Genomic DNA, 19,196 nt, shown 5'->3' on the forward strand with positions numbered 1-19,196 from the left:
TCAGTTCACTCCAGGGGTGTCGGGGGTGTGCGGCTCGGCCATCGCCACGGCGATCTTGCGGGGGCCGGTGAACGGCTCCCGGCCGTGGGCGGCGGTCATGTTGTCCACCACCAGCACGTCGTCACGCTGGTAGTCGAAGCGGACCGTGGCCGCCCGGTAGGCGGCGCGCAGGTGGTCCATGACGTCGGCGGGGATCTCGCCGCCGTCGCCGTAGTAGGTGTTCGACGGCAGCCCGTCGGCGCCGAACATCGCCAGCAGCCCTTCCTGGTAGTCCGCCGGCAGGGTGCTCACGTGGAAGAAGGTGGCGTGGTTGAACCAGCGCGGGGTGTCCGAGCCGGGCCGGTGGTGCACCACGTCCCGCACCGCCCGGGTGCGCAGCCCGTCCTTGCCGACCCACTCCACGGTGATCCCGTTGGCCGCCGCGTACGCCTCGACCTCGGCCCGGTTCTCGGTGTTGAACACCTCCTGCCAGCGGGTGCCGAAGTCGCCGTGGAAGTTGCGCACCAGCATCCAGCGCCGGCGGACGAACTCCTCGCGCACCGCCGGGTCGATCAGCTCGTACACCCGGCGGACGTCGGCGAGCGGGGTGGCGCCCTGGGTCTCCGGCGCCGTGATGCAGTAGAAGAACAGGGTCAGCGGCCAGCGCGCCTGGTACGAGTTCTCGTTGTGCAGGAAGATCTCCTCGTCCGGCGGGTAGTCGGTCGAGGTGTACACCCGGCCCTTGATGGAGTGCCGGGGCGAGGAACGCTCGGTGTAGGTCAGCGGTTCGCCGGACAGGGCGCGGACCACCCCGTCGAAGCCGTCCACCCCGCCGACGTCGAAGCCGCGGAACAGCAGCCCGCCGTGCTCGACGAGGGTGGCGCGCAGCTCGGCGCGCCGGGCCCCGATGAGGTCGGTCAGCGCCCGGCCGTCGTTCTCGACGACCACCGGAAGCGTGGCGATCGTGTCGCTCATGATGCGGTGTCTCCTGTTCTTCGTGGTCAGGCGCGGGGCAGCCGCGGGATGGCCGGGATCGCCGCCGGCGCGGCCGGTTCGTCGGTGGGCTGGTCGGCCCGCAGCTCCTCGATCCGGGCGGCCAGCCCGGCGACCGTGGGGGTCTCGAAGAGGCTGCGCATGGGCAGCCGCACCCCGGTGGCCTTGCGCATCGCGGCGATCAGCTGCACCGCGACCAGCGAGTTGCCGCCGAGGGCGAAGAAGTCGTCGTCCACGCCGACCTCGGTCACGCCGAGGCCGTCGCGCCACACCTGGGCGATGGTCTTCTCCAGCTCGGTGGAGGGCGCGGCCGAGCCGCCGCCCGCGCCGGTCGCCGCGGCGGCCGGGGCGTCGGTCTCCGCCTCCAGGCTGTCCGTGGTCACCCGGGCCGAGCGCCGCCGGATGTCGGCGACGGTGCGGGTGGTGATGACCACCTGCGCACCCAGGCCGGCGGTGAGGCTGCGGCGGAACGCCTCCGCCCCGTCGACCGGCCGGATGTCCTCGGTGACCGGCGCCGGCGTGGCCTCGGCGGCGGCCGGGGTGTCGGCCAGGCCGCCGGTGACCGCGCCCTGGTCCACCTTGCGCAGCACGAAGTCGCTGATGGCGACCAGTTCCCGGCCGTCGGTGTCGCGCAGCGACAGGTCGGCCGCCACGACCTCCTCCGTGGCGCTGGGCCGGTGCCGCAGGTGGCTGTGGAAGGTCGCCGGCAGCGACCCCCGCACCACGATCCGGCCGTACGACAGCGGCAGGTAGGTGCCGGAGCCCTGGCCGCGGCCGAACGCGGTGGCCACGTCCAGCAGCGCCGGGTGCAGCCCCCACGACGGCAGGTCGCCCAGCGCGGCGGCGGGCGCCTCCACCCGGGCCAGCTCCTCCCCCTCGGCCAGGTGGTGCTCGGCCAGCGCGGCCCAGCGCGGCCCGAAGGTGAGCATGCTGGTGCGGCCCCGGCCGAACGAGGCGTCGTCGTCGACCCGGCGCCCGGCGACGGTGGGCGTGCCGGCCGGCAGGGCCGGCTCGGTGGTCCAGCCCGCGGCGCCGCGTACGTGCGTGCGGAGCTGGCCGGCGGCCAGGCTGGCCACGGTGAAGTCGACCCCGTCCTCGGCCGGGGTCAGCTCGACCCGGTACTGGGCGACAGTGCCGTCCGGCACCGAGAACGGCTCCAGGAAGACCACGTCGCGCAGCTCCACGGCGGCGTCCGGACCGGGCGCGGGCAGCGCGGCGGTCACCGCGGCCCGCACCGACTCCAGGTGGGCGGTGCCCGGCACCACCGGCACCCCGCCGATCCGGTGCTCGTCGAGCAGCCAGTGGGTGGCGGCGGAGACCAGGCCGTGCAGCACGGTGCCCTCCGGGCCGGTCACCTTGGTGGTGAGCACCGGGTGGTCCACCGGGTTGGTGACGGTGTCCCGCCCGGCGGCCCGGAAGGCGGCCGGCGCGTTGGTCTCCACGGCCATGCCGACCTCGGCCCAGCCGCCCCAGTTCTGCGACACCACGGGGGCGCGGAAGCCGGCGCCGGAACGCGCCCAGGCGTCCAGGAAGTTGTTCGCCGCGCAGTAGTCGACCTGGCCGAACCCGCCGATCACCGCGGTGATCGACGAGCAGAGCGCCACGAAGTCCAGCGGCAGGTCACCGAAGACCTGGGCCAGGGCGAGGGTGCCGGCGAGCTTCGGCGCCAGCACCCGCTCGGCCTCGGCCCGCTCCTTGATCTCGGCCATGCCGCCGCCGGGCAGGCCGGCGGCGTGCACGATGCCGTCCAGCCCGCCGAACCGGGAGATCGCCGCCTCGCGTACGCGGCGGAGGTCGTCCGGGTCGGTCACGTCGGCGGCGAGCACCAGCACCTCGGCGCCGGCCGCCTCCATCCGGCGGATCGCCGCGATGGCCCGGCCGGCCCGGTCCGCGCCGCCGTGCACCGCCAGGTGCTCGTCCCAGCCGTCCCGCTCGGGCAGGCCGGAGCGGGCCAGCAGCACCAGCTTGGCGCGGGCCCGGCGGGCGAAGTCCTCGGCCAGGGTGACGCCGATGCCGCCGAGACCGCCGGTGATCAGGTAGCGGCCCGCCTCGCGCAGCACGCCCGGCTCGCCCTCGGCGTCCACGGTGACCTGCTCGTAGCCGGCCACCCAGCGCCGGTCGCGGCGCAGCGCCACCTCCGGGTGCTCCGGGTCGACCGGGGCGCGCAGCTCGGCCGCGAGCGCGGCGACCCCGCGCGCCGCGGTGTCCGCGTCGACCAGCCGGACGGTGAGCCCGGGCAGCTCGACCGGGAGCACCCGGGCCAGGCCGGCCAGGGTCGCGTGCTCCGGCCGGACCAGGTCGTCGCCGCGGACGTCGCCGGTGCCGGCGGTGACCAGGTCGAGGCGGATGCCCTCCTCGTCGGCGGTCAGCCCGGCGCCGGCGAGGGCCTGCACCAGGTGCAGCGCGCTGAAGAAGCCCCGGTCCTGTGCGGCCCAGGCCGCGGCGATGTCCGTGCCGGCCGGCTCCCCGTCGAGGGCGTACGCGTGCACGATCCGGCGGGGCAGGTCGGCGCCGAGCGCGGCGACCAGGGCCTCGTGGTCCTCGCGGACACCGGGACGCAGCCGGAAGCCGGCGCCGGTGGCCGCGAAGGCGGTGCCGGCGCGTACCTCGACCGGGTCGTCGCCGGCGGCCCGCAGCGCGGCGACGAGCGCCTCGCCGCGCGGGCCGTCGGCAAGCACCAGGCACCGGCCCAGCGGGACGACGGTCCGCGCCGGGGCGGCCTGCCGCCACACCGGCACCGCGAACCACTCCGGCAGCGGCCGGGGCCCGGTCTCGACCGGCGCGGTCACCTGCTCCACCGGGTCCGGCTCGACCCAGTAGCGACGCCGCTCGAAGGGGTACGTGGGCAGCGGCACCCGCCGGGCGTCGGGGTCGACGGCCAGGGTGACCGGCACCCCGGCGCACCAGAGCGCCCCGGCGCCGCCGAGCAGGGTGGCCAGGTCGCCGACCGGTTCGCCCGGGCCGGGCAGGCTGCCCAGCGGGGTCAGCTTCCGCTGCGCCTCGGACGCCTTGGCGACCTGCATCCGGGCCAGGTTGGCGAGCTGGCGGCCCGGGCCGCACTCGACAAGCGCCCAGGTGCCCTCGGCGAGCAGCGTGCCCACGCAGGCGCCGAAACGGACCGGCCGGCGCAGGTGCGCCGCCCAGTACGCCGGGTCGGTGGCCTCCGCCTCGGTGATCCAGGTGCCGGTCACGTTGGACAGGAACGGCACGGCCGGCGGGCGCAGCGGCACGCTCGCCATCAGCGCGGTGAACTCGTCGAGGATCGGGTCCATCATCGGCGAGTGGAAGGCGTGCGAGGTGCGCAGCAGCTTGGACTTGTTCTTGCCGCCCAGGCTCGCCGCGAACTCCTCGACCAGCGCGGTCTCGCCGGCCACCACGCAGGTGCCCGGGCCGTTGACGGTGGCCACCGAGAGCCCGGCGGGCAGCCGGTCGGCGACGGCCGACTCGTCCAGCGTCACGGCGAGCATCGAGCCGGCCGGCAGCGAGTGCATGAGCCGGCCCCGGGCGGCGACCACCCGCAGCGCGTCGGGGAGGGTGAGCACGCCGGCCACGGTGGCGGCGACGTACTCGCCGATGGAGTGGCCGAGCATCGCGGCCGGGGCGACCCCGGCGCGCTGCCAGGCGGTGGCGAGGGCGTACTCGACGGTGAACAGGGCGGGCTGGGTGTAGCGGGTCTGGGTGAGCTTCTCCCCCGCCTCCGGGTCGCGGCCGAGGATCAGGTCCCGGATGTCCAGGCCCAGCTCGGGGCGGAGCAGCTCGGCGCACTCGTCCACGGTGGCCGCGAAGGCCGGGTCCTCGGCGTAGAGCTCGGCGCCCATGCCGGCGTACTGGGAGCCCTGGCCGCTGAACAGGAAGGCCACCCGCGGGGCGGGACCGTCGGCGGCGCCCCGGTGACCCTTGCGCCTGTCCCGCAGGGCGGCCGCGGCCATCGGCAGGTCGGTGGCGACGACGGCGGCGCGGTGCGCGTACTGCTGGCGGCCGACGCGCAGGGTGTGCGCGACGTCGGCGAGGAGTTCGGGGCCGCCCGCGGTGCCGCTCTCCAGGTGGTCGGCAAGCCGCTTCACGGCGGCGTCCAGGGCGGTCGGGGTCTTCGCCGAGACCTGGAGCAGGTGCGCCGGGCGGACCCGCCGCTCGGTCCGGTACGCGGCCGGCGCCTCCTCCAGCACCACGTGCGCGTTGGTGCCACCGATGCCGAAGGAGCTGACCCCGGCCCGCCGCGGCCCGCCGTCGGTGTCCCACTTGGTCAGCGTGTTCGCCACGTAGAACGGGGTGTCGGCGAAGTCGATGGCCGGGTTCGCGGTCTCGTAGTTGATGGTCGGCGGGATGAGGCCGTGCTCCATGGCGAGCACCGTCTTGATCACGCTGACGATGCCGGAGGGCTGGCTGAGGTGGCCGATGTTGGACTTCACCGAGCCGATGCCGCACCAGCCCCGGTCGTCGGTGTCCTTCGTGTACACGGCGGAGAGGGCGGCGACCTCGATGGGGTCGCCCAGCGCCGTGCCGGTGCCGTGCGCCTCGACGTAGCTGATGGTGCGCGGTTCGATGCCGGCCAGGCCGACCGCCTGGGCGACCGCCTCCATCTGCCCGTCGATGCTGGGGGCGGTGAAACCGACCTTGCCGGCGCCGTCGTTGTTGATGGCGTTGCCGAGCACCACGGCGCGGATGGCGTCGCCGTCGGCGATCGCGTCGGAGAGCCGCTTGAGCAGGGTCACCCCGACGCCGCTGCCCCAGACCGTGCCGTTGGCGCCGGCGTCGAACGGGCGGCACCGCCCGTCCGGCGAGGTGAAGCCGTCCATGCCGAGGTAGCCGACGTGCGGCAGCTCGATGTTCACGCCACCGGCCAGGGCCATGTCGCACTCGCCGTTGCGCAGCGCCTCGCAGGCCAGGTGGAACGCCACCAGGGAGGTGGAGCAGGCGGTGTGCACGGTGAGGCTCGGCCCGCGCAGGTCGAGCCGGTAGGAGACGTTGGTGGCCACGTAGTTCGGCGAGTTGCCGGTGGCCAGGGAGACCGCGCCGTGCGGGCTGCCGCCGACCCGCTTGTTGCGCAGCACGTTGCGGTGCAGGTAGGTGTTGCCGCCGGTGCCGGCGTAGACGCCGACCGCGCCGTCGTAGCGGGCCGGGTCGTAGCCGGCGTCCTGGAGCGCGGTGTAGCAGCTCTCCAGGAAGAGGCGGTGCTGCGGGTCGGTGATCTCGGCCTCGCGGGCGGTCATCCCGAACAGGCCGGCGTCGAACTCGTCGTAGCCGTCGACAAGCGGGGCCCGGTTCACCCAGCCGGGGTCGTCGACCTCCTCGGGGGTGGCGCCACGGGCGAGCTGCTCCTCGCGGGTCAGCTCGGTCACCGACTCGACGCCGTCGATGAGGTTCTGCCAGAACTCGTCGACGTCGGCCGCGCCGGGCAGGCGGGCGGCGAGCCCGACGATCGCGATGGGTTCGATGCCGTCGTCGGTGGAGGGAAAGTCGTTCTGCATCGGGGTTGTCCTTAGCTCACGCGGTACGTCGGGGAGGGGTTGCGGCGTCATGGCTGGTTCGGTCGTCGGGGTGGGGTACGGCGGGCGCGGCCCCGCCGGGCGGCGGCCCGCAGCGCGGCGCGGGCCAGTTCCGGCCGGTCGGCGGCGCCGTCGAGGCTGGCGGCGAGAGCCCGCACGGTCGGGTGGCGGAACAGGTCGAGCATGGTGAGGGAGCGGCCGGTGGCCTCGGTGAGCCGGGCGTGCACCGCGGCGAGCGCCATCGAGTGGCCGCCGATGTCGAAGAAGTTGTCGGCGACACCGACGCGGTCCCGGCCGAGCACGTCCCGCCAGATGCCGGCGATCAGCTCCTCGGTGGCGGTGAGCGCGTCCGGCCCGGTGGGCAGCGGTGCCCGGGCCGGCTCGGCGGCGGCCACGGTCATGGCGCCCAGCGCCGGCACCCGTACCGCCGGCCGGGGCAGCTCGGGAGCCACCTGCTCGGCGGGCGCGTCCGGGTCGGCCGCGAGGGCACCGACCAGGGCCGCCAGGTCGGCCAGGAGCGCCTCGATCCGGTCCGCGTCGAACAGGTCCGGGTTGTGCACCACCTCGACGCCGGCCCGGCCGTCCCGTTCCACCACGTAGACGGTGATGTCGAAGGGCGAGCCGGGTTTCGGCACGGGCACCGGCTCGACGGTCAGGCCGGTCAGCGCGAGCCGGGGCGGGACGAAGTTGAGCACGTTGAACAGCACCTGCACGAGCGGGGCGCGGGAGGTGTCCCGGCCGACGCCGAGCGCCTCGACGATCCGTTCCAGCGGGGCGCCGGGGTGCTCGGTGACCGCGTGCAGCTCGGCGGCGCACCTGTCGACCAGCCCGGCGAAGGTCGCCCCGCCGGTGCGGACCCGCACCGGCACGGTGTCGATGAAGAAGCCGATGACGTCGTCGAAGGCGGCCAGCCGCCGGTCGGCGACGATCGCGCCGAGCACGTGGTCGTCGCCGCCGGTGAGCCGGCGCAGCAGCTCGCCGAAGCCGGCCAGCAGCACGGCCGCCACTGTGGTGCCGCGCCGGGCGGCCAGCTCGCGCACGGCCCGGTCGGCCGCCTCGGTGAGCCGCACCGCGGCCTCCACGCCGGCGTAGGTCTGCACCGCCGGGCGGGGCCGGTCCCGGGGCAGGTCCAGCACGGTCGGCGCGCCGGCCAGGTGCTCGGTCCACCAGGCCAGGTCGGCGTCGCCCCGGCGGCGGTCCCGCTCGGCCCGCCAGACCGCGTAGTCGGCGTAGCCCGCGGCCAGCGGCGGCCGGGCCGGCGGCGCCCCGGCGACCGCCCGGGCGTACGCGCCGGACAGCTCGTCGTAGAGCAGCGCCTCGGACCAGCCGTCGAAGACCGCGTGGTGCACCGTGATGGCGAGCACGTGGGTGTCGGCGGACAGCCGGTAGACGGTGACCTGCCAGGGCGGCCCGGTGGCCAGGTCGAAGGAGTGCCCGGCGCCGGCCGCGAGCATGCCGGCCAGCTCCGCCTCGGCGTCGGCGGCGCCGGTCAGGTCGACCACCGGCAGGGCCACGTCGGTCGGTTCCTCGCGGACCGCGTACGGCACGCCGCCGGTCTGCGGGATCCGCCAGCGCAGCACGTCGTGCCGCTCGGCCACGGCCCGCAGCGCGGCGCCCAGCGCGGCGGTGTCCAGCGGCCCGTGGAGCCGGTGCGCCACCGCGATGTTGTAGGGCGCGCTGGACGGGGCGAGCTGGTCCATGAACCAGAGCCGCCGCTGCGGCGGGGAGAGCGTGGGCGGGTTGCCGGTGGTCAGCCCGTCGCCGTCGGCGGGGGCGGCGGCGCGTACCCGGTCGACCAGCGCGGCGAACGTGCGGTCGGTGAACAGCACCCGGGTGTCGACCCGCCGGCCCAGCTCGGCGCGGAGCGCGGCGACCAGCCGCATGGCCGCGATGGAGTTGCCGCCGGCGGCCAGGAAGTCGCTGTCCGGGCCGGGGGTGGCGCCGAGCAGCCGGGTCCAGAGCCGCCGGACCGCTGCCTCGACCGGGTCGCCCCCGTCGACCTCCTCCACCGCGTCCGGGGCGGCCGCGGCGAGGGCCCGCAGCGCCGGCCGGTCCAGCTTGCCGCTGGTCGGGCTGACGGGCAGCGCGGCCAGCCGCACCGTCCGGGCCGGCAGCATCGCGGCGGTCAGCCGGGGCCCGGCGTACGCCCGCAGCGTCTCGTCGTCGGGCGCGCCGGCGGGGGTGAGGAAGGCGACCAGCTCGGTGCCGGCCGGCCCGGGCACGGCCTCCACGGCGACCCGGTCGACGCCGGGGTGCCCGGCCAGCACGGCCTCGACCTCGCCCAGCTCGATGCGCTGGCCGCGCACCTTGACCTGCCGGTCGGCGCGGCCCAGGTAGACGATCCGACCGTCGGGCGCCTGACGGACCAGATCGCCCGTGCGGTAGAGCCGCTCGCCGGGCCGGTCGCCGATCGGGTCGGGGACGAACCGCTCGGCGGTCAGCCCGGGCCGGTTGAGGTAGCCGTCGGCCAGCCCGGGCCCGCCGATGAGCAGCTCCCCGGTCTCCCCCGGCGGCACCGGGCGCAACTCGGCGTCCACCACGTACGCGCGGTGGTTCGGCAGGGGGCGGCCGATCGGCACCGGGTCGGTGTCGGCGGCGGTGAGGTCGCCGCTGACCGCCAGCACTGTGGTCTCGGTGGGGCCGTAGCCGTTGAGGAAACGCCGGCCGGGGGCCCAGCGGGCGACCAGCTCGGCGGGGACCGCCTCGCCGCCGCAGAGCAGCACCCGCCAGGACGGCAGCTCCGCCGGGTCGAGCAGGGCGAGCACGGTCGGGGTGATGAAACCCCAGGTCACCTCGTGCGCGGCGACGAACCGGGCCAGCCGGACGGGGTCGGCCCGGTCGTCGGCGCCGAGCAGCTGCACCGCGCCGCCCAGCAGCAGCGGGACGAACAGGTCCATGGTGGCCGCGTCGAAGCCGAGCGAGGCGATGCCGAGGCTGCGTACCGAGGCGTCGGCGCCGGTCAGCGCCACGACGCCGGTGACGAACTCGACCGCGTTGCGGTGGGTGGTGAGCACGCCCTTGGGCCGGCCCGTCGAGCCCGAGGTGAACAGCACGTACGCCGGGTCACCGGGGCGGGCCGGGCAGGGGACGAGGGGGGCCGGGCCGGTCAGCCCGACCGTCTCGACGCCGGGCTCGTCGCCGAACTCGGCCGCCGCGGCGTCGCCGGCCACCACCCGGATCCCGGCGTCCCGGGCGATCTCCCGCAGCCGCTCGCGGGGGCCGCCCGGCTCCAGCGGCACGTACGCGGCCCCGGCCAGCAGCACGCCGAGCACGGTGACCACCAGGTCGGGGGTACGCGCCCCGCAGACCCCGACGCGGTCGCCGGGGCCGGTCCCGCGCTCCCGCAGCGCGGCGGCCAGCCCGGCGGCCCGGTCGACGAGCTGCCGGTAGGTCAGCCGGGTGTCCCACTGGCGTACCGCCACCGCGTCGGGGGTGCGGGCGGCCTGCGCGGCGATCAGGTCGGCCAGGGTCGCGTCGGGCCAGGGCAGGTCCGCCCCGTACGCGGCGCTTGCGGTCATGAGGTCGGTCACCCGTGGTCTCCCCGGTGCTCGGTCGGGTCGGTGATCTGGAGGCGCAGTTCGCTGACGTAGCCGCGGCCCTGCGCGTCGGTGACCCAGGACCGGTCGGGCGCGGGCAGCAGCTCGGAGACCACGATGGGGACGTCCGGGCTGGTGCGGTGGGCGGCGTCCACCATGGCGCAGAGCGACTGCGCGTAGAGCGGGCCGGTCAGGTCGACGTAGCAGGGCTTGATCTCGGTGCCCACCTTCACGAACACCCGCTCGGGCAGCCCGGCGGCCGCCCGCCAGCGGCGTACGGCGAGGTAGCGGGCCGTCTCGTCGGTGTGCCCGGCCAGGCCGCACCCGCCCGCCGTGCTGCGCCAGGTGCGGCGGGCCACCACCAGCCGGTCGATGGTGATCCGGGGCGTGTGCGGGGCCGGATCGAGCAGCTTGAAGGCGTCGATCAGCAGCGAGTCGAGCAGACTGGCGAAGACCTCCATGAGCGACCAGCGCCCGCCGTCGGGGAAGACCGCGACGAGCTGGCCGGCGACGACCTCAACGGTGACCGCGGTGGCCGGCACCAGCTGGTCCGGGTCCGCGCCGTGCGCGCTGTCGATGCCGAGCTGGCGGTCGGCGGGCCCGGTCAGCCCGTACGTGGTGCGGGTGGTCCGGCGCGGGTAGCTGTCCGGCCACAGGAGCCGCAGCCGGGCGGGGCCGAGGTCGGCGTCGCCGGCGGCCCGCAGCGCGGCCGGGTCGCGGTGGAACGGGCCGAACACGGCGCTGTCGTAGGCGACGTGGGCCGGGTGCAGCTCGCCGAGCACGAGCAGGAACTCGCCCCGCCGGATCGCCTCCGCTGACGCCGCGCTGAGCTGGACGTCCGGGTTGTGCAGCCGGGCCGACGGCCAGCCGGGGCGCTCCGCGGGAAAGAGCTGCCGGACCCGCTCGGCCAGGTCCTCGGCGCGCAGGAGCAGCTCCGCCTGGTCGGCGGGCAGGTCGCGCAGGCCGAACAGCTCCGCCCACCGCTCGGTCAGGGCGGCGCCGGCCCGGCCGATGGGGCCCTCCGGGGAGACGAGCGTCCCCTGGGCCAGCGACCAGAGGTCGGCCAGCCGCACCGGGCCGTCGGCGGCCAGCTCGTCGTGCAGCTCGGCGAAGAGTTCGGCGCACCGGGCGGCGACCTCCCCGGTGAACCACCGGGCGGTCTGGAGCACCAGCGCCAGCGGGCCGGCCAGCGCGTCCAGGACGGCCGAGCCGACCGTGAACTCCAGGTCCCGGGCGGTCTCCTCGTAGCAGACGGTGCGGCCCACGTACATCTGGCCGCCCTGCCGGGTGGCCGGCCGGCCGGTGACCGCCGTGAACTCGGTGTTCAGCGCGGCCAGGGCGGCGCCGAGCCGGTCCGGGTCGCCGGCGGCGGCGGCCACCGCGTCGCGGGCGGCCCGGAGCCGGTCGAAGCCGGCCGCCACCTCGGCCCGGACGCCCTCGTCACCGATGAGCGCGATCCGCTCGAGGAGCACCCGCTCGGCCTCGGGGCTGACCGGCAGGTTGGCGCCCCAGATGAGCTGGCCGCGGTCCGCCCACCGGTCGAGCAGCAGGTAGACGTCGTCGACGCCGTGCACCTCGCCGTCGGCGTGCAGCCGCTCGGCCAGCGCGACCGCGGGCGTCCGCCCGTCGCAGGCGGCGAGCAGCCGGGCCTCGGTCGGGGTCAGCGCGATCGGCGGGTGCAGCGGCCAGCGCAGCTGGCGCCCCTCGACGGTGAGGTGCGGTTGCAGCGCGGGAGCCCACCAGCGTCGCACCGCCAGGTCGTCACCCAGCCGGTCGGCGTACGCGATCAGCGCCCACGCCTCGAAGAACACGTGCCGCCGGTTGACCAGCGACGGGCCGGGCGACAGCCGGACACCCGGCTCCGCCGGGTCGAAGGTCCCCCAGCAGACCGGCCCGAAGAAGCCGATGGTCTCCGCCTTGCCGCAGTACCGCTGCCAGTAGCGCAGCAGGCTCAGTTCGCGCTTGCGCCGGCGGACGTTGCGCACCTCCGGATCGGTGCGGAGCAAACCGTCGAGCGCGACGAGCATGTCCGGGTTCTGCCAGGTGACCGCCTCGCGCAGCAGCGGGTCGGCGGCGAGCTCGTTCACCACTGCGGACGACTCGGCGAACGCCTCGCGCAGCACCTTGTCGAGCAGTTCCGGGCCGCTCCCGCCGGTCAGCACCGCGTCGGCGACGGCCGCGGCCTCCGGCGCGGCGAACCGGTCGAGCCCCGCCGCCGGGAACCCGGCGGTGCGCAGCACCACGTCCCGCCAGACCGACCAGCCGGTCTCCCCGAGTGGCAGCAGGTGGCTCATCGGTGCTCCGTTCCCTGGGTGTCCACGAGGTGCAGGCGCAGCTCGCTGAAGTAGCGGCGGCCCGCGCCGTCGGGCACCCACGCCTGGTCGGTGGTGGGCAGCATCTCGCTGACGGTGAGCGAGACGCCGTCGCCGCCGTCGACCCGGGCGGCCCGGACCATGGCGCAGAACATGTTGGCGAACGCCGGGCTGGCCAGGTCCACGAAGCAGGGCTTGGTCTCGGTGCCGAGCTTCACGTAGACCTGCTCGGGCAGGCCGAGCCGGCGGCGCCAGTCGCGGACGGCCAGGAAGCGCTGCCGCTCGCCGGTGGCCGTCGCCAGGCCGCTCTCCCCCACCGTGGTCCGCCAGGTCTGCCGTGCCACGACCAGCCGGTCGAGGGTGATCCGGGGCGTGTACGGCGCGGCGGCGACCAGCTTGAAGCCGTCCACCGCGTGCGCGCTGAGCAGCTCCGCGAAGACCTCGGTGAGGGGCCAGCGCTGCCCGTCGGAGGCGGTGGCCACGAGCCGGCCGTCCACCTCGGTGACGGTGAGGTCCACGGTGGGCAGCACCCGGGCCGGCTCGGCGCCCGGCGCGTCCTGGAACGCCAGGTGCCGGTCGGTGGGCCCGGTCAGCGACTCGGCGGTACGGCTGGTCCGGCGCGGCCACTCGGCCGGGAAGAGCAGCCGGACCCGCCGCTCGCCCAGGTCCTCGGCCAGGGCGGTGCGTAGCCGCTCGACCTCGGGGTGGGACGGGGTGAAGACCGCGCAGTCGAACGAGGACCAGGCGGCGTGCAGCTCGCCGAGCACCACTGTGTACTCGCCCCGGGCCAGCGCCGCCGCGTCGGTGGCGCAGATCTGCAGGTCAGGGCTGTGCATCACGGCGTTGGACCAGGTGGGCCGGGCGCCGGGGAAGGCCGCGTCGACCCGGTCGGCCAGATCGGCCGCCCGCAGCCGCACGTCGGTGGTGCCCGGCGGCAGCGCGTCCAGCCCGAACAGCCCGGCCCAGCGGGCGGCGAAGTCGGCGGCGACCGCGTCGACCGGCCGCTCGCCTCCGCCCCAGAACAGGCCCTGGGCCAGGAACCACAGGTCCGCCAGGGCCACCGGGCCGGTGCCGGCCTCGGCGCGCAGCTCCTCGTAGAGCCCGCGGAACACCTCGCCGTACGCCTCGGCCAGGGCGTTGCCCATCCAGCGGGCGGCCCGCAGCAGCACGTCCAGCGGGGTGGCCAGCTCGGCCAGCAGCGGCGCGCCGAAGACCACGTCGAGGTCGCGGGCGCTGTCCTCGTAGCAGATGGTGCGGCCGGCGTACATCTGGCCGGCGCGGCGCACGGCGGGGACGCCGGTCAGCTCGGTGAAGGTGGCGTCGAGCGCGTCCAGGGCGGCGCGCAGCCCCACCGGGTCGCCGGCCGCCTCGGCCACCGCGTCCCGGGCGGCGCGCAGCCGGTCGAACCCGGCCCGGGCGGCGCTCCGGGCGGCCTCGTCGCCGATCCCCTCGATCCGGTCGGCCAGCACCGCCTCGGCGTCGGGGCTGACCGGCAGCGCGGCGTCCCAGCTGATCAGTTCCCGCTCCACCAGCCGGTCGAGCAGGGCGTACCCGTCCTCGGGGCGGCGCAGCCCGATGGCCGGGTCGGCCACCAGGTCGGCGGCGCAGCGGCGGCCGTCGGCGGCGGCGAGCAGCGCCGCCTCCACCGGGTTCAGGGTGAGCGGCGGCCGGCCGGGGCGCAGCACGGTCCGGTCCCGGACCGCGAGGTGCGGGCGCAGCACCGGCGGCCACCACCGGCGGACGGCCAGGTCGGCGCCGACCCGCTGGGCGTACGCCGACAGCGCCCAGGACTCGAACCAGACCCAGCGCCGGCGGGTGAGCCGCCCGCCGGGACGGATCCGGACGGTCTCCGGCTGGTCCGGGTCGACGGTCACCCAGCAGCTCGGGCCGAAGAAGCCCACCGTCTCGTTCTTGCCGCAGTAGCGCTGCCAGTACTTGAGCAGCGCCCGCTCCCGGTCCCGCCGCCGCACGTTGCGGGCCGCGTCGCCGCCGCCGCGGGCCAGCCCGTCCAGCGCGACCAGGGCACCCCGGTTCTGCCAGGTGACCGCCTCGCGCAGCAGCGGGTCGGTGGCCAGCTCGCTGATCCGCTCGGCGGCGCCGCGGACCGCCTCGTCGAACTCCTTGTCGAACCGGTCCTCGCCCGCGCCGGTGGCGAGCAGCTCGTCGGCCGCCGCGGCGGCCCGGGGCGCGGTGAACAGGTCCAGGCCGTCGGCGGGGAATCCGGTGGTCCGCAGAATGGCGTCGCGCCACACCGACCACGCGGTGTCGCCGAGCGGCACCCGGTGCGCGCCGCCGACGGTCCCGCGATCGGCGGCGCGCACCGGGAAACTGTGCGCGACCGACCCGCCAACCAGGACGGTCCCGCGATCGGCGGCGCGCACCGGGAAACTGTGCGCGACCGACCCGTCTGCGCCCGTGCTCGCGGCGCCGGCGCCCTCCGCGCCGGTGGTCCCGGCGGCGAGCGCCCCGGCCAGGTCGGCGCGGATGAGGGCGAGCAGCTCGGGAAGCTGGTCGTGCAGGAAGAAGTGGCCGCCGGCCAGCTCGTGCAGGGTGAAGCCGGCGGCGGTGTGTTCGGCCCAGGCGGCGTTCTGCTCGTGGGTGACCGCCCGGTCGTCCCGGCCGCTGAACGCGACGATCGGCACCGGCAGCGGCTCGCCGGGCACGTACCGGTAGCCGTCCACCCGGCCGAAGTCGGCACGCAGCAGCGGCAGCAGCAGTTCCACCAGCTCCGGGTGCGCGAACAGCTCGGCGGGGAGGCCGCCGCCGTCGGCGAGGCGGCGCAGCAGCTCGTCGTCGTCGGCCCGGGACAGCCCGTCGAACAGGCCGGGCGCGGTGACGTGCGGGGCGCGGGCGCCGCCGACGTAGAGCCGCAGCGGCAGCGCCCGGCCGGTCCGGCGCAGCTCGCGGACCACCTCGAAGCCGAGCCGGCCGCCCATGGAGTGGCCGTAGAGGGCGTACGGGCGGTCGGCCCGGGCGGCGATCGCCTCGGCCACCTCGGCGACGTCGAAACGCGGATCCTCGTTGATCCGGTTCTCCCGGCCGGGCAGCTGCACCGGGAGCACCTCGATGTCCGGACCGATCCCCTCCTGCCAGCGCCGGAACGCGCTCGCGCCGGCGCCGGCGTAGGGCAGGCAGAACAACCGGACCGGAGCCTGGGGTCGGCTTCCGGCGGAGACGAACCAGTTCACCGCGGACCTTTCTGCACGGGGTCGATCCAGTACCGCTGGCGCTGGAACGGGTAGGTGGGCAGGCCGGTGCGCCGGACCGTGCCCTCGGGGTGCAGGGCGTCCCAGTCGACGTCCCGCCCGGCGACCCAGTCGGCCGCCAGCTCGCGCAGCGGGCCACCGTCGCCCGTGACCCGGGCGTCGGTGTCGAGCAGCGCGTCCAGTCCGGCAAGCGCGCCGGGCAGGTCGGCGGCGACCACTGCGGCCCGGTGGGCGAAGGCGCGCCGGCCGAGCGCCAGGGTGGCGGCCACGTCGGGCAGCGCCGGGGCGTCGCCGGCGAGGTGGGCCCGCAGCCGGGCCAGCGCGGCCCGCAGCGCCGCCGGGGTACGCGCCGACACCGGCAGCAGCCACGGCCCGTCACCCGGCGGGTCGGCCGGGTCGGCCGGCGGCGGCTGCTCCACCACGACGTGCGCGTTGGTGCCGCCGAGGCCGAAGGCGCTGACCCCGGCCACCCGGCGCGGCCCCTCGGGCCAGTCGCGCGCCTTGGTGGGCACGTAGAACGGGCCGGCCGACAGGTCGATCTCCGGGTGCGGGCGGGTGAAGTGCAGGTTCGGCGGGATCACCCCGTGCCGCACGGCGAGCACCGCCTTGATCAGTCCGGCGATCCCGGCGGCGGCGTCGAGGTGGCCGATGTTGGTCTTCACCGAGCCGAGCGCGCAGGTCTCGGCGGGCGCGGCGCCGGCGTACACCTCGTGCAGCGCGGCGACCTCGATGGCGTCGCCGAGCGGCGTGCCGCTGCCGTGCGCCTCGACCAGGCCGACCTCGCCGGGTGCGACCTCGGCGGTGGCGAGCGCGTTGGCCACGGCGGCGGCCTGGCCGGCCGGCCCGGGCACGGCGAAGCCGGCACGGTCGGCGCCGTCGTTGGTGACCGCCCAGCCGGGCAGGACGGCGTAGATCCGGTCGCCGTCGGCCTGCGCGTCGGCGAGCCGGCGCAGCGCGACCACCCCGACGCCGGAGCCGAAGCCGGAACCGTTGGCGCCCTCGTCGAAGGCGCGGCACCGGCCGTCCGGGGAGGCCAGCCCGCCCGGGGTGTGCCGGTGCCGCGGCCAGGTGACGGTCACCCCGCCGGCCAGCGCGAGGTCGCACTGGTAGTCGGCGAGGCTCTGCGCGGCGAGGCAGACCGCGACGAGCGAGCTGGAGCAGGCGGACTGCACGGCCAGGGCCGGCCCGGTGAGCCCGAGCCGGTAGGCGACCTGACCGGGCAGGTGGTCGGTGAACTGCCGGCCGATGAGCCGGGCCTCCCAGTCGTCCGGGTCGACGTCGCCGACCACGGCCGGGTTGTCCATGAGGTGGAACAGGAAGTACCGGTTGGCGGAGGTGGCCGAGTAGACGCCGACCAGGCCGGGGAAGCGGTCCGGGTCGTGCCCGGCGTCCTCCAGGGCCTCCCAGGCGGTCTCCAGGAACAGCCGGTGCTGCGGGTCGGTCCGGGCAGCCTCGTCGGCGCCGAACGAGAAGAACCCGGCGTCGAAGTCGGCCACCCCGTCGAGCCGGCCGACGGCCCGCACGTGCCGGGGGTCCGCGCGCAGGCCCGGCCCGACGCCGAGGGCGGCAAGCTCCTCGTCGGTGTGCTCGTGGACGGAGTCCACGCCGGTGCACAGGTTCCACCAGAAGGTGGCCACGTCCGGCGCGCCGGGGAAGCGGCCCGCGAGGCCCACCACGGCGATCTCGTCGCCGGTGTACTCGCGGGCCGCGGCGGCGGGCGCGGCCGGCGCGGGCAGCACCGGGGCGCGGACCGCGTCGGGCGGGGTGTCGAGCAGCGCCGCCTGGGCGGCCACCGTGGGGTGGTCGAAGAGGCGCAGCAGGGGCAGGCGTACGCCGAACCGCTCGGCGAGCCGCTGCTGCACCTGGCCCAGCAGCAGGGACTGCCCGCCGACGTCGAAGAAGCTGTCGGTGCGGCCGACCGCCGGGCGGCCGAGCACGGCGCACCAGATGTCGTGCACGGCCCGCTCGGTGTCGGTGGCGGGCGCCTCCCCGCCCGGTGCCTCGGCCGCCGGGTCGGGCAGCGCCCGCTCGTCGACCTTGCCCGTGACGGTGAGCGGGAACTCGTCGAGCAGCACGACGGCGCGGGGCAGCGCGTACCCGGGCAGCGCGGCGGCCAGCGCGGCGCGCAGCGCGGCCGGGTCGGGCCGCCGGTCGCCGGCCGGGCGGGCGTACGCCAGCAACTCGCCGTCGCGGGCGATGGCGCGTACGCCGGCCACGCCGGGCTGGGCCGCGAGCACGGTCTCGATCTCGGTCAGCTCGACCCGGTGCCCGCGCACCTTGACCTGCCGGTCGAGCCGGCCGAGGCAGACCAGCTCGCCGCCGGGCAGCCGCCGGCCGAGGTCGCCGGTGCGGTACGACCGCACCCCGTCGGCGTCCACACCGAACCGGTCGCTGTCCTGGTTGAGGTAGCCGGGGGCGAGGTGCCGGCTGCGGACCACCAGCTCGCCGGTGTCCGGGGCGAGGTCGACCCGGTAGCCGGGGAACGCCGTGCCGATCGGCAGCGGGCCGGTGGCGGACGGGTCCACCGTGGACAGCGGCAGCGCGTGCCGGGCCACGAAGGTCATCTCGGTGGCGCCGTAGCCGTTGACAAGCACGCAGTCGGGGGCGAACCGGTCCCGGCCGCGGACCGCGTCGGCGTACGTGGCCTGCTCGCCGCCGAGCAGCACCACCCGGACCGCGTCGAGCCGCCGATCCCCGAGGGTGTCCAGCAGGTACCGGTAGACGGTGGGCGTGCAGTGCAGCACGGTGGCCCGGTGCCGGTCGAGCTGCTCGACGGCGTGGGCGAGCCCCTGCCGGCGCAGGTCGACCGGGACGACGGCGGCGCCGGTGAGCAGCGCCGGGTAGAGGTCGGGGATGGCGGCGTCGAAGCTGAACGAGGCGAGCAGGCTGAGCCGGTCGGCCGGGCCGATCGCCAGGGCGTCGATCTGGTTGTCGACCACGTGCGCCAGGTTGCGGTGGGTCTGCCCGACCGCCTTGGGCACGCCGGTGGAGCCCGAGGTGAACAGCACGTACGCCAGCGCGTCGGGGTCGACCGGCACGGGCCGCAGCGGGGCGGGCGGCACCTGGTCGAGCGGCACCACGGTCCGCCCGTCGGCGAGTGCCCGGGCCAGCTCGCGGTGCTCGGCGGCGCAGGCGACGGCGGCCACCCCGGCGGCGGCCAGCATGTGGCGCAGGCGGTCGACCGGGAAGCCCGGGTCCAGCGGCACGTACGCGCAGCCGGCGGCCAGGGCGCCGAGCAGCGCCGCGACGGTCGGTGCGCCGTGCGCGGTGAGCAGGGCGACGCGGTCGCCGGGTCGGACGCCGGCGGCGACGAGCGCGGCCGCGTGCCCCCCGGCCGCACCGGCCAACTCGGCGTAGGCGACCTCGTGGGTCTCGCCGAGCAGAGCCGGACGTTCACCGTGTTGCGCCGCGACCTCGCCGAAACGATTGATGATCATCGGCTGTGCCATGTCAGCGGGCTGATGTTTCCCCGTGGACGGCAGGCGCGCAGCGTTCGGTGACTGTGATCATGATCCCCCCCAGGACTTCACACTGGAGGCAGAATAAAGCTCAATCTCTCGATGGGGAGGGCATCGATACAGGTCAAGCCGAAGGGATGACGGCACGTGGAACTCCGGACGAAGGAATTCGTCCGATCATCCCCCTAGCGCGTAGACGATTTACCGCGTAGGTGTCTACTCGCGA

At 76.3% G+C, this 19,196-nt stretch carries 6 protein-coding genes; all 6 read right to left on the bottom strand.

Annotated elements, in window-relative coordinates; translation table 11 throughout:
- The 6 genes from GA0070603_RS07640 to GA0070603_RS07665 are packed head-to-tail and all read right to left on the bottom strand — an operon-like array spanning window position 1 to window position 18,949.
- Window positions 1-954 (bottom strand): TauD/TfdA family dioxygenase, encoded by a 954-nt coding sequence (locus GA0070603_RS07640; protein WP_091309239.1) that lies wholly within the window; start codon window positions 952-954, stop codon window positions 1-3.
- A 26-nt stretch (window positions 955-980) separates the two neighbouring features.
- Window positions 981-6,440, bottom strand: a complete 5,460-nt coding sequence (locus GA0070603_RS07645) for a type I polyketide synthase (RefSeq protein WP_091309243.1) — start codon at window positions 6,438-6,440, stop codon at window positions 981-983.
- A gap of 47 nt (window positions 6,441-6,487) precedes the next feature.
- Window positions 6,488-9,988 carry a non-ribosomal peptide synthetase gene (locus GA0070603_RS07650; RefSeq protein WP_091309246.1) on the bottom strand — a complete coding sequence of 1,167 codons (3,501 nt, stop codon included), beginning with the start codon at window positions 9,986-9,988 and terminating at the stop codon, window positions 6,488-6,490.
- Window positions 9,985-12,288, bottom strand: a complete 2,304-nt coding sequence (locus GA0070603_RS07655) for a lantibiotic dehydratase (protein WP_091309249.1) — start codon at window positions 12,286-12,288, stop codon at window positions 9,985-9,987. The genes GA0070603_RS07650 and GA0070603_RS07655 overlap by 4 nt, the downstream gene beginning before the upstream one ends.
- Complete coding sequence (locus GA0070603_RS07660; protein ID WP_091309252.1) at window positions 12,285-15,494, bottom strand: thioesterase domain-containing protein; 3,210 nt, start codon at window positions 15,492-15,494, stop codon at window positions 12,285-12,287. The genes GA0070603_RS07655 and GA0070603_RS07660 overlap by 4 nt, the downstream gene beginning before the upstream one ends.
- Window positions 15,491-18,949, bottom strand: coding sequence for an AMP-binding protein (locus GA0070603_RS07665; protein WP_244282444.1), 3,459 nt, complete (start codon window positions 18,947-18,949; stop codon window positions 15,491-15,493). The genes GA0070603_RS07660 and GA0070603_RS07665 overlap by 4 nt, the downstream gene beginning before the upstream one ends.
- Between the last annotated feature and the right edge of the window lie 247 nt (window positions 18,950-19,196).

The organism is Micromonospora chersina, assembly GCF_900091475.1.
Classification (GTDB): domain Bacteria; phylum Actinomycetota; class Actinomycetes; order Mycobacteriales; family Micromonosporaceae; genus Micromonospora; species Micromonospora chersina.

Coding starts and splice junctions, on each gene's coding strand:
- GA0070603_RS07645 (WP_091309243.1), bottom strand. CDS start 6,440: ATGCAGAACGACTTTCCCTCCACCGACGACGGCATCGAACCCATCGCG.
- GA0070603_RS07665 (WP_244282444.1), bottom strand. CDS start 18,949: ATGATCATCAATCGTTTCGGCGAGGTCGCGGCGCAACACGGTGAACGT.
- GA0070603_RS07640 (WP_091309239.1), bottom strand. CDS start 954: ATGAGCGACACGATCGCCACGCTTCCGGTGGTCGTCGAGAACGACGGC.
- GA0070603_RS07655 (WP_091309249.1), bottom strand. CDS start 12,288: ATGAGCCACCTGCTGCCACTCGGGGAGACCGGCTGGTCGGTCTGGCGG.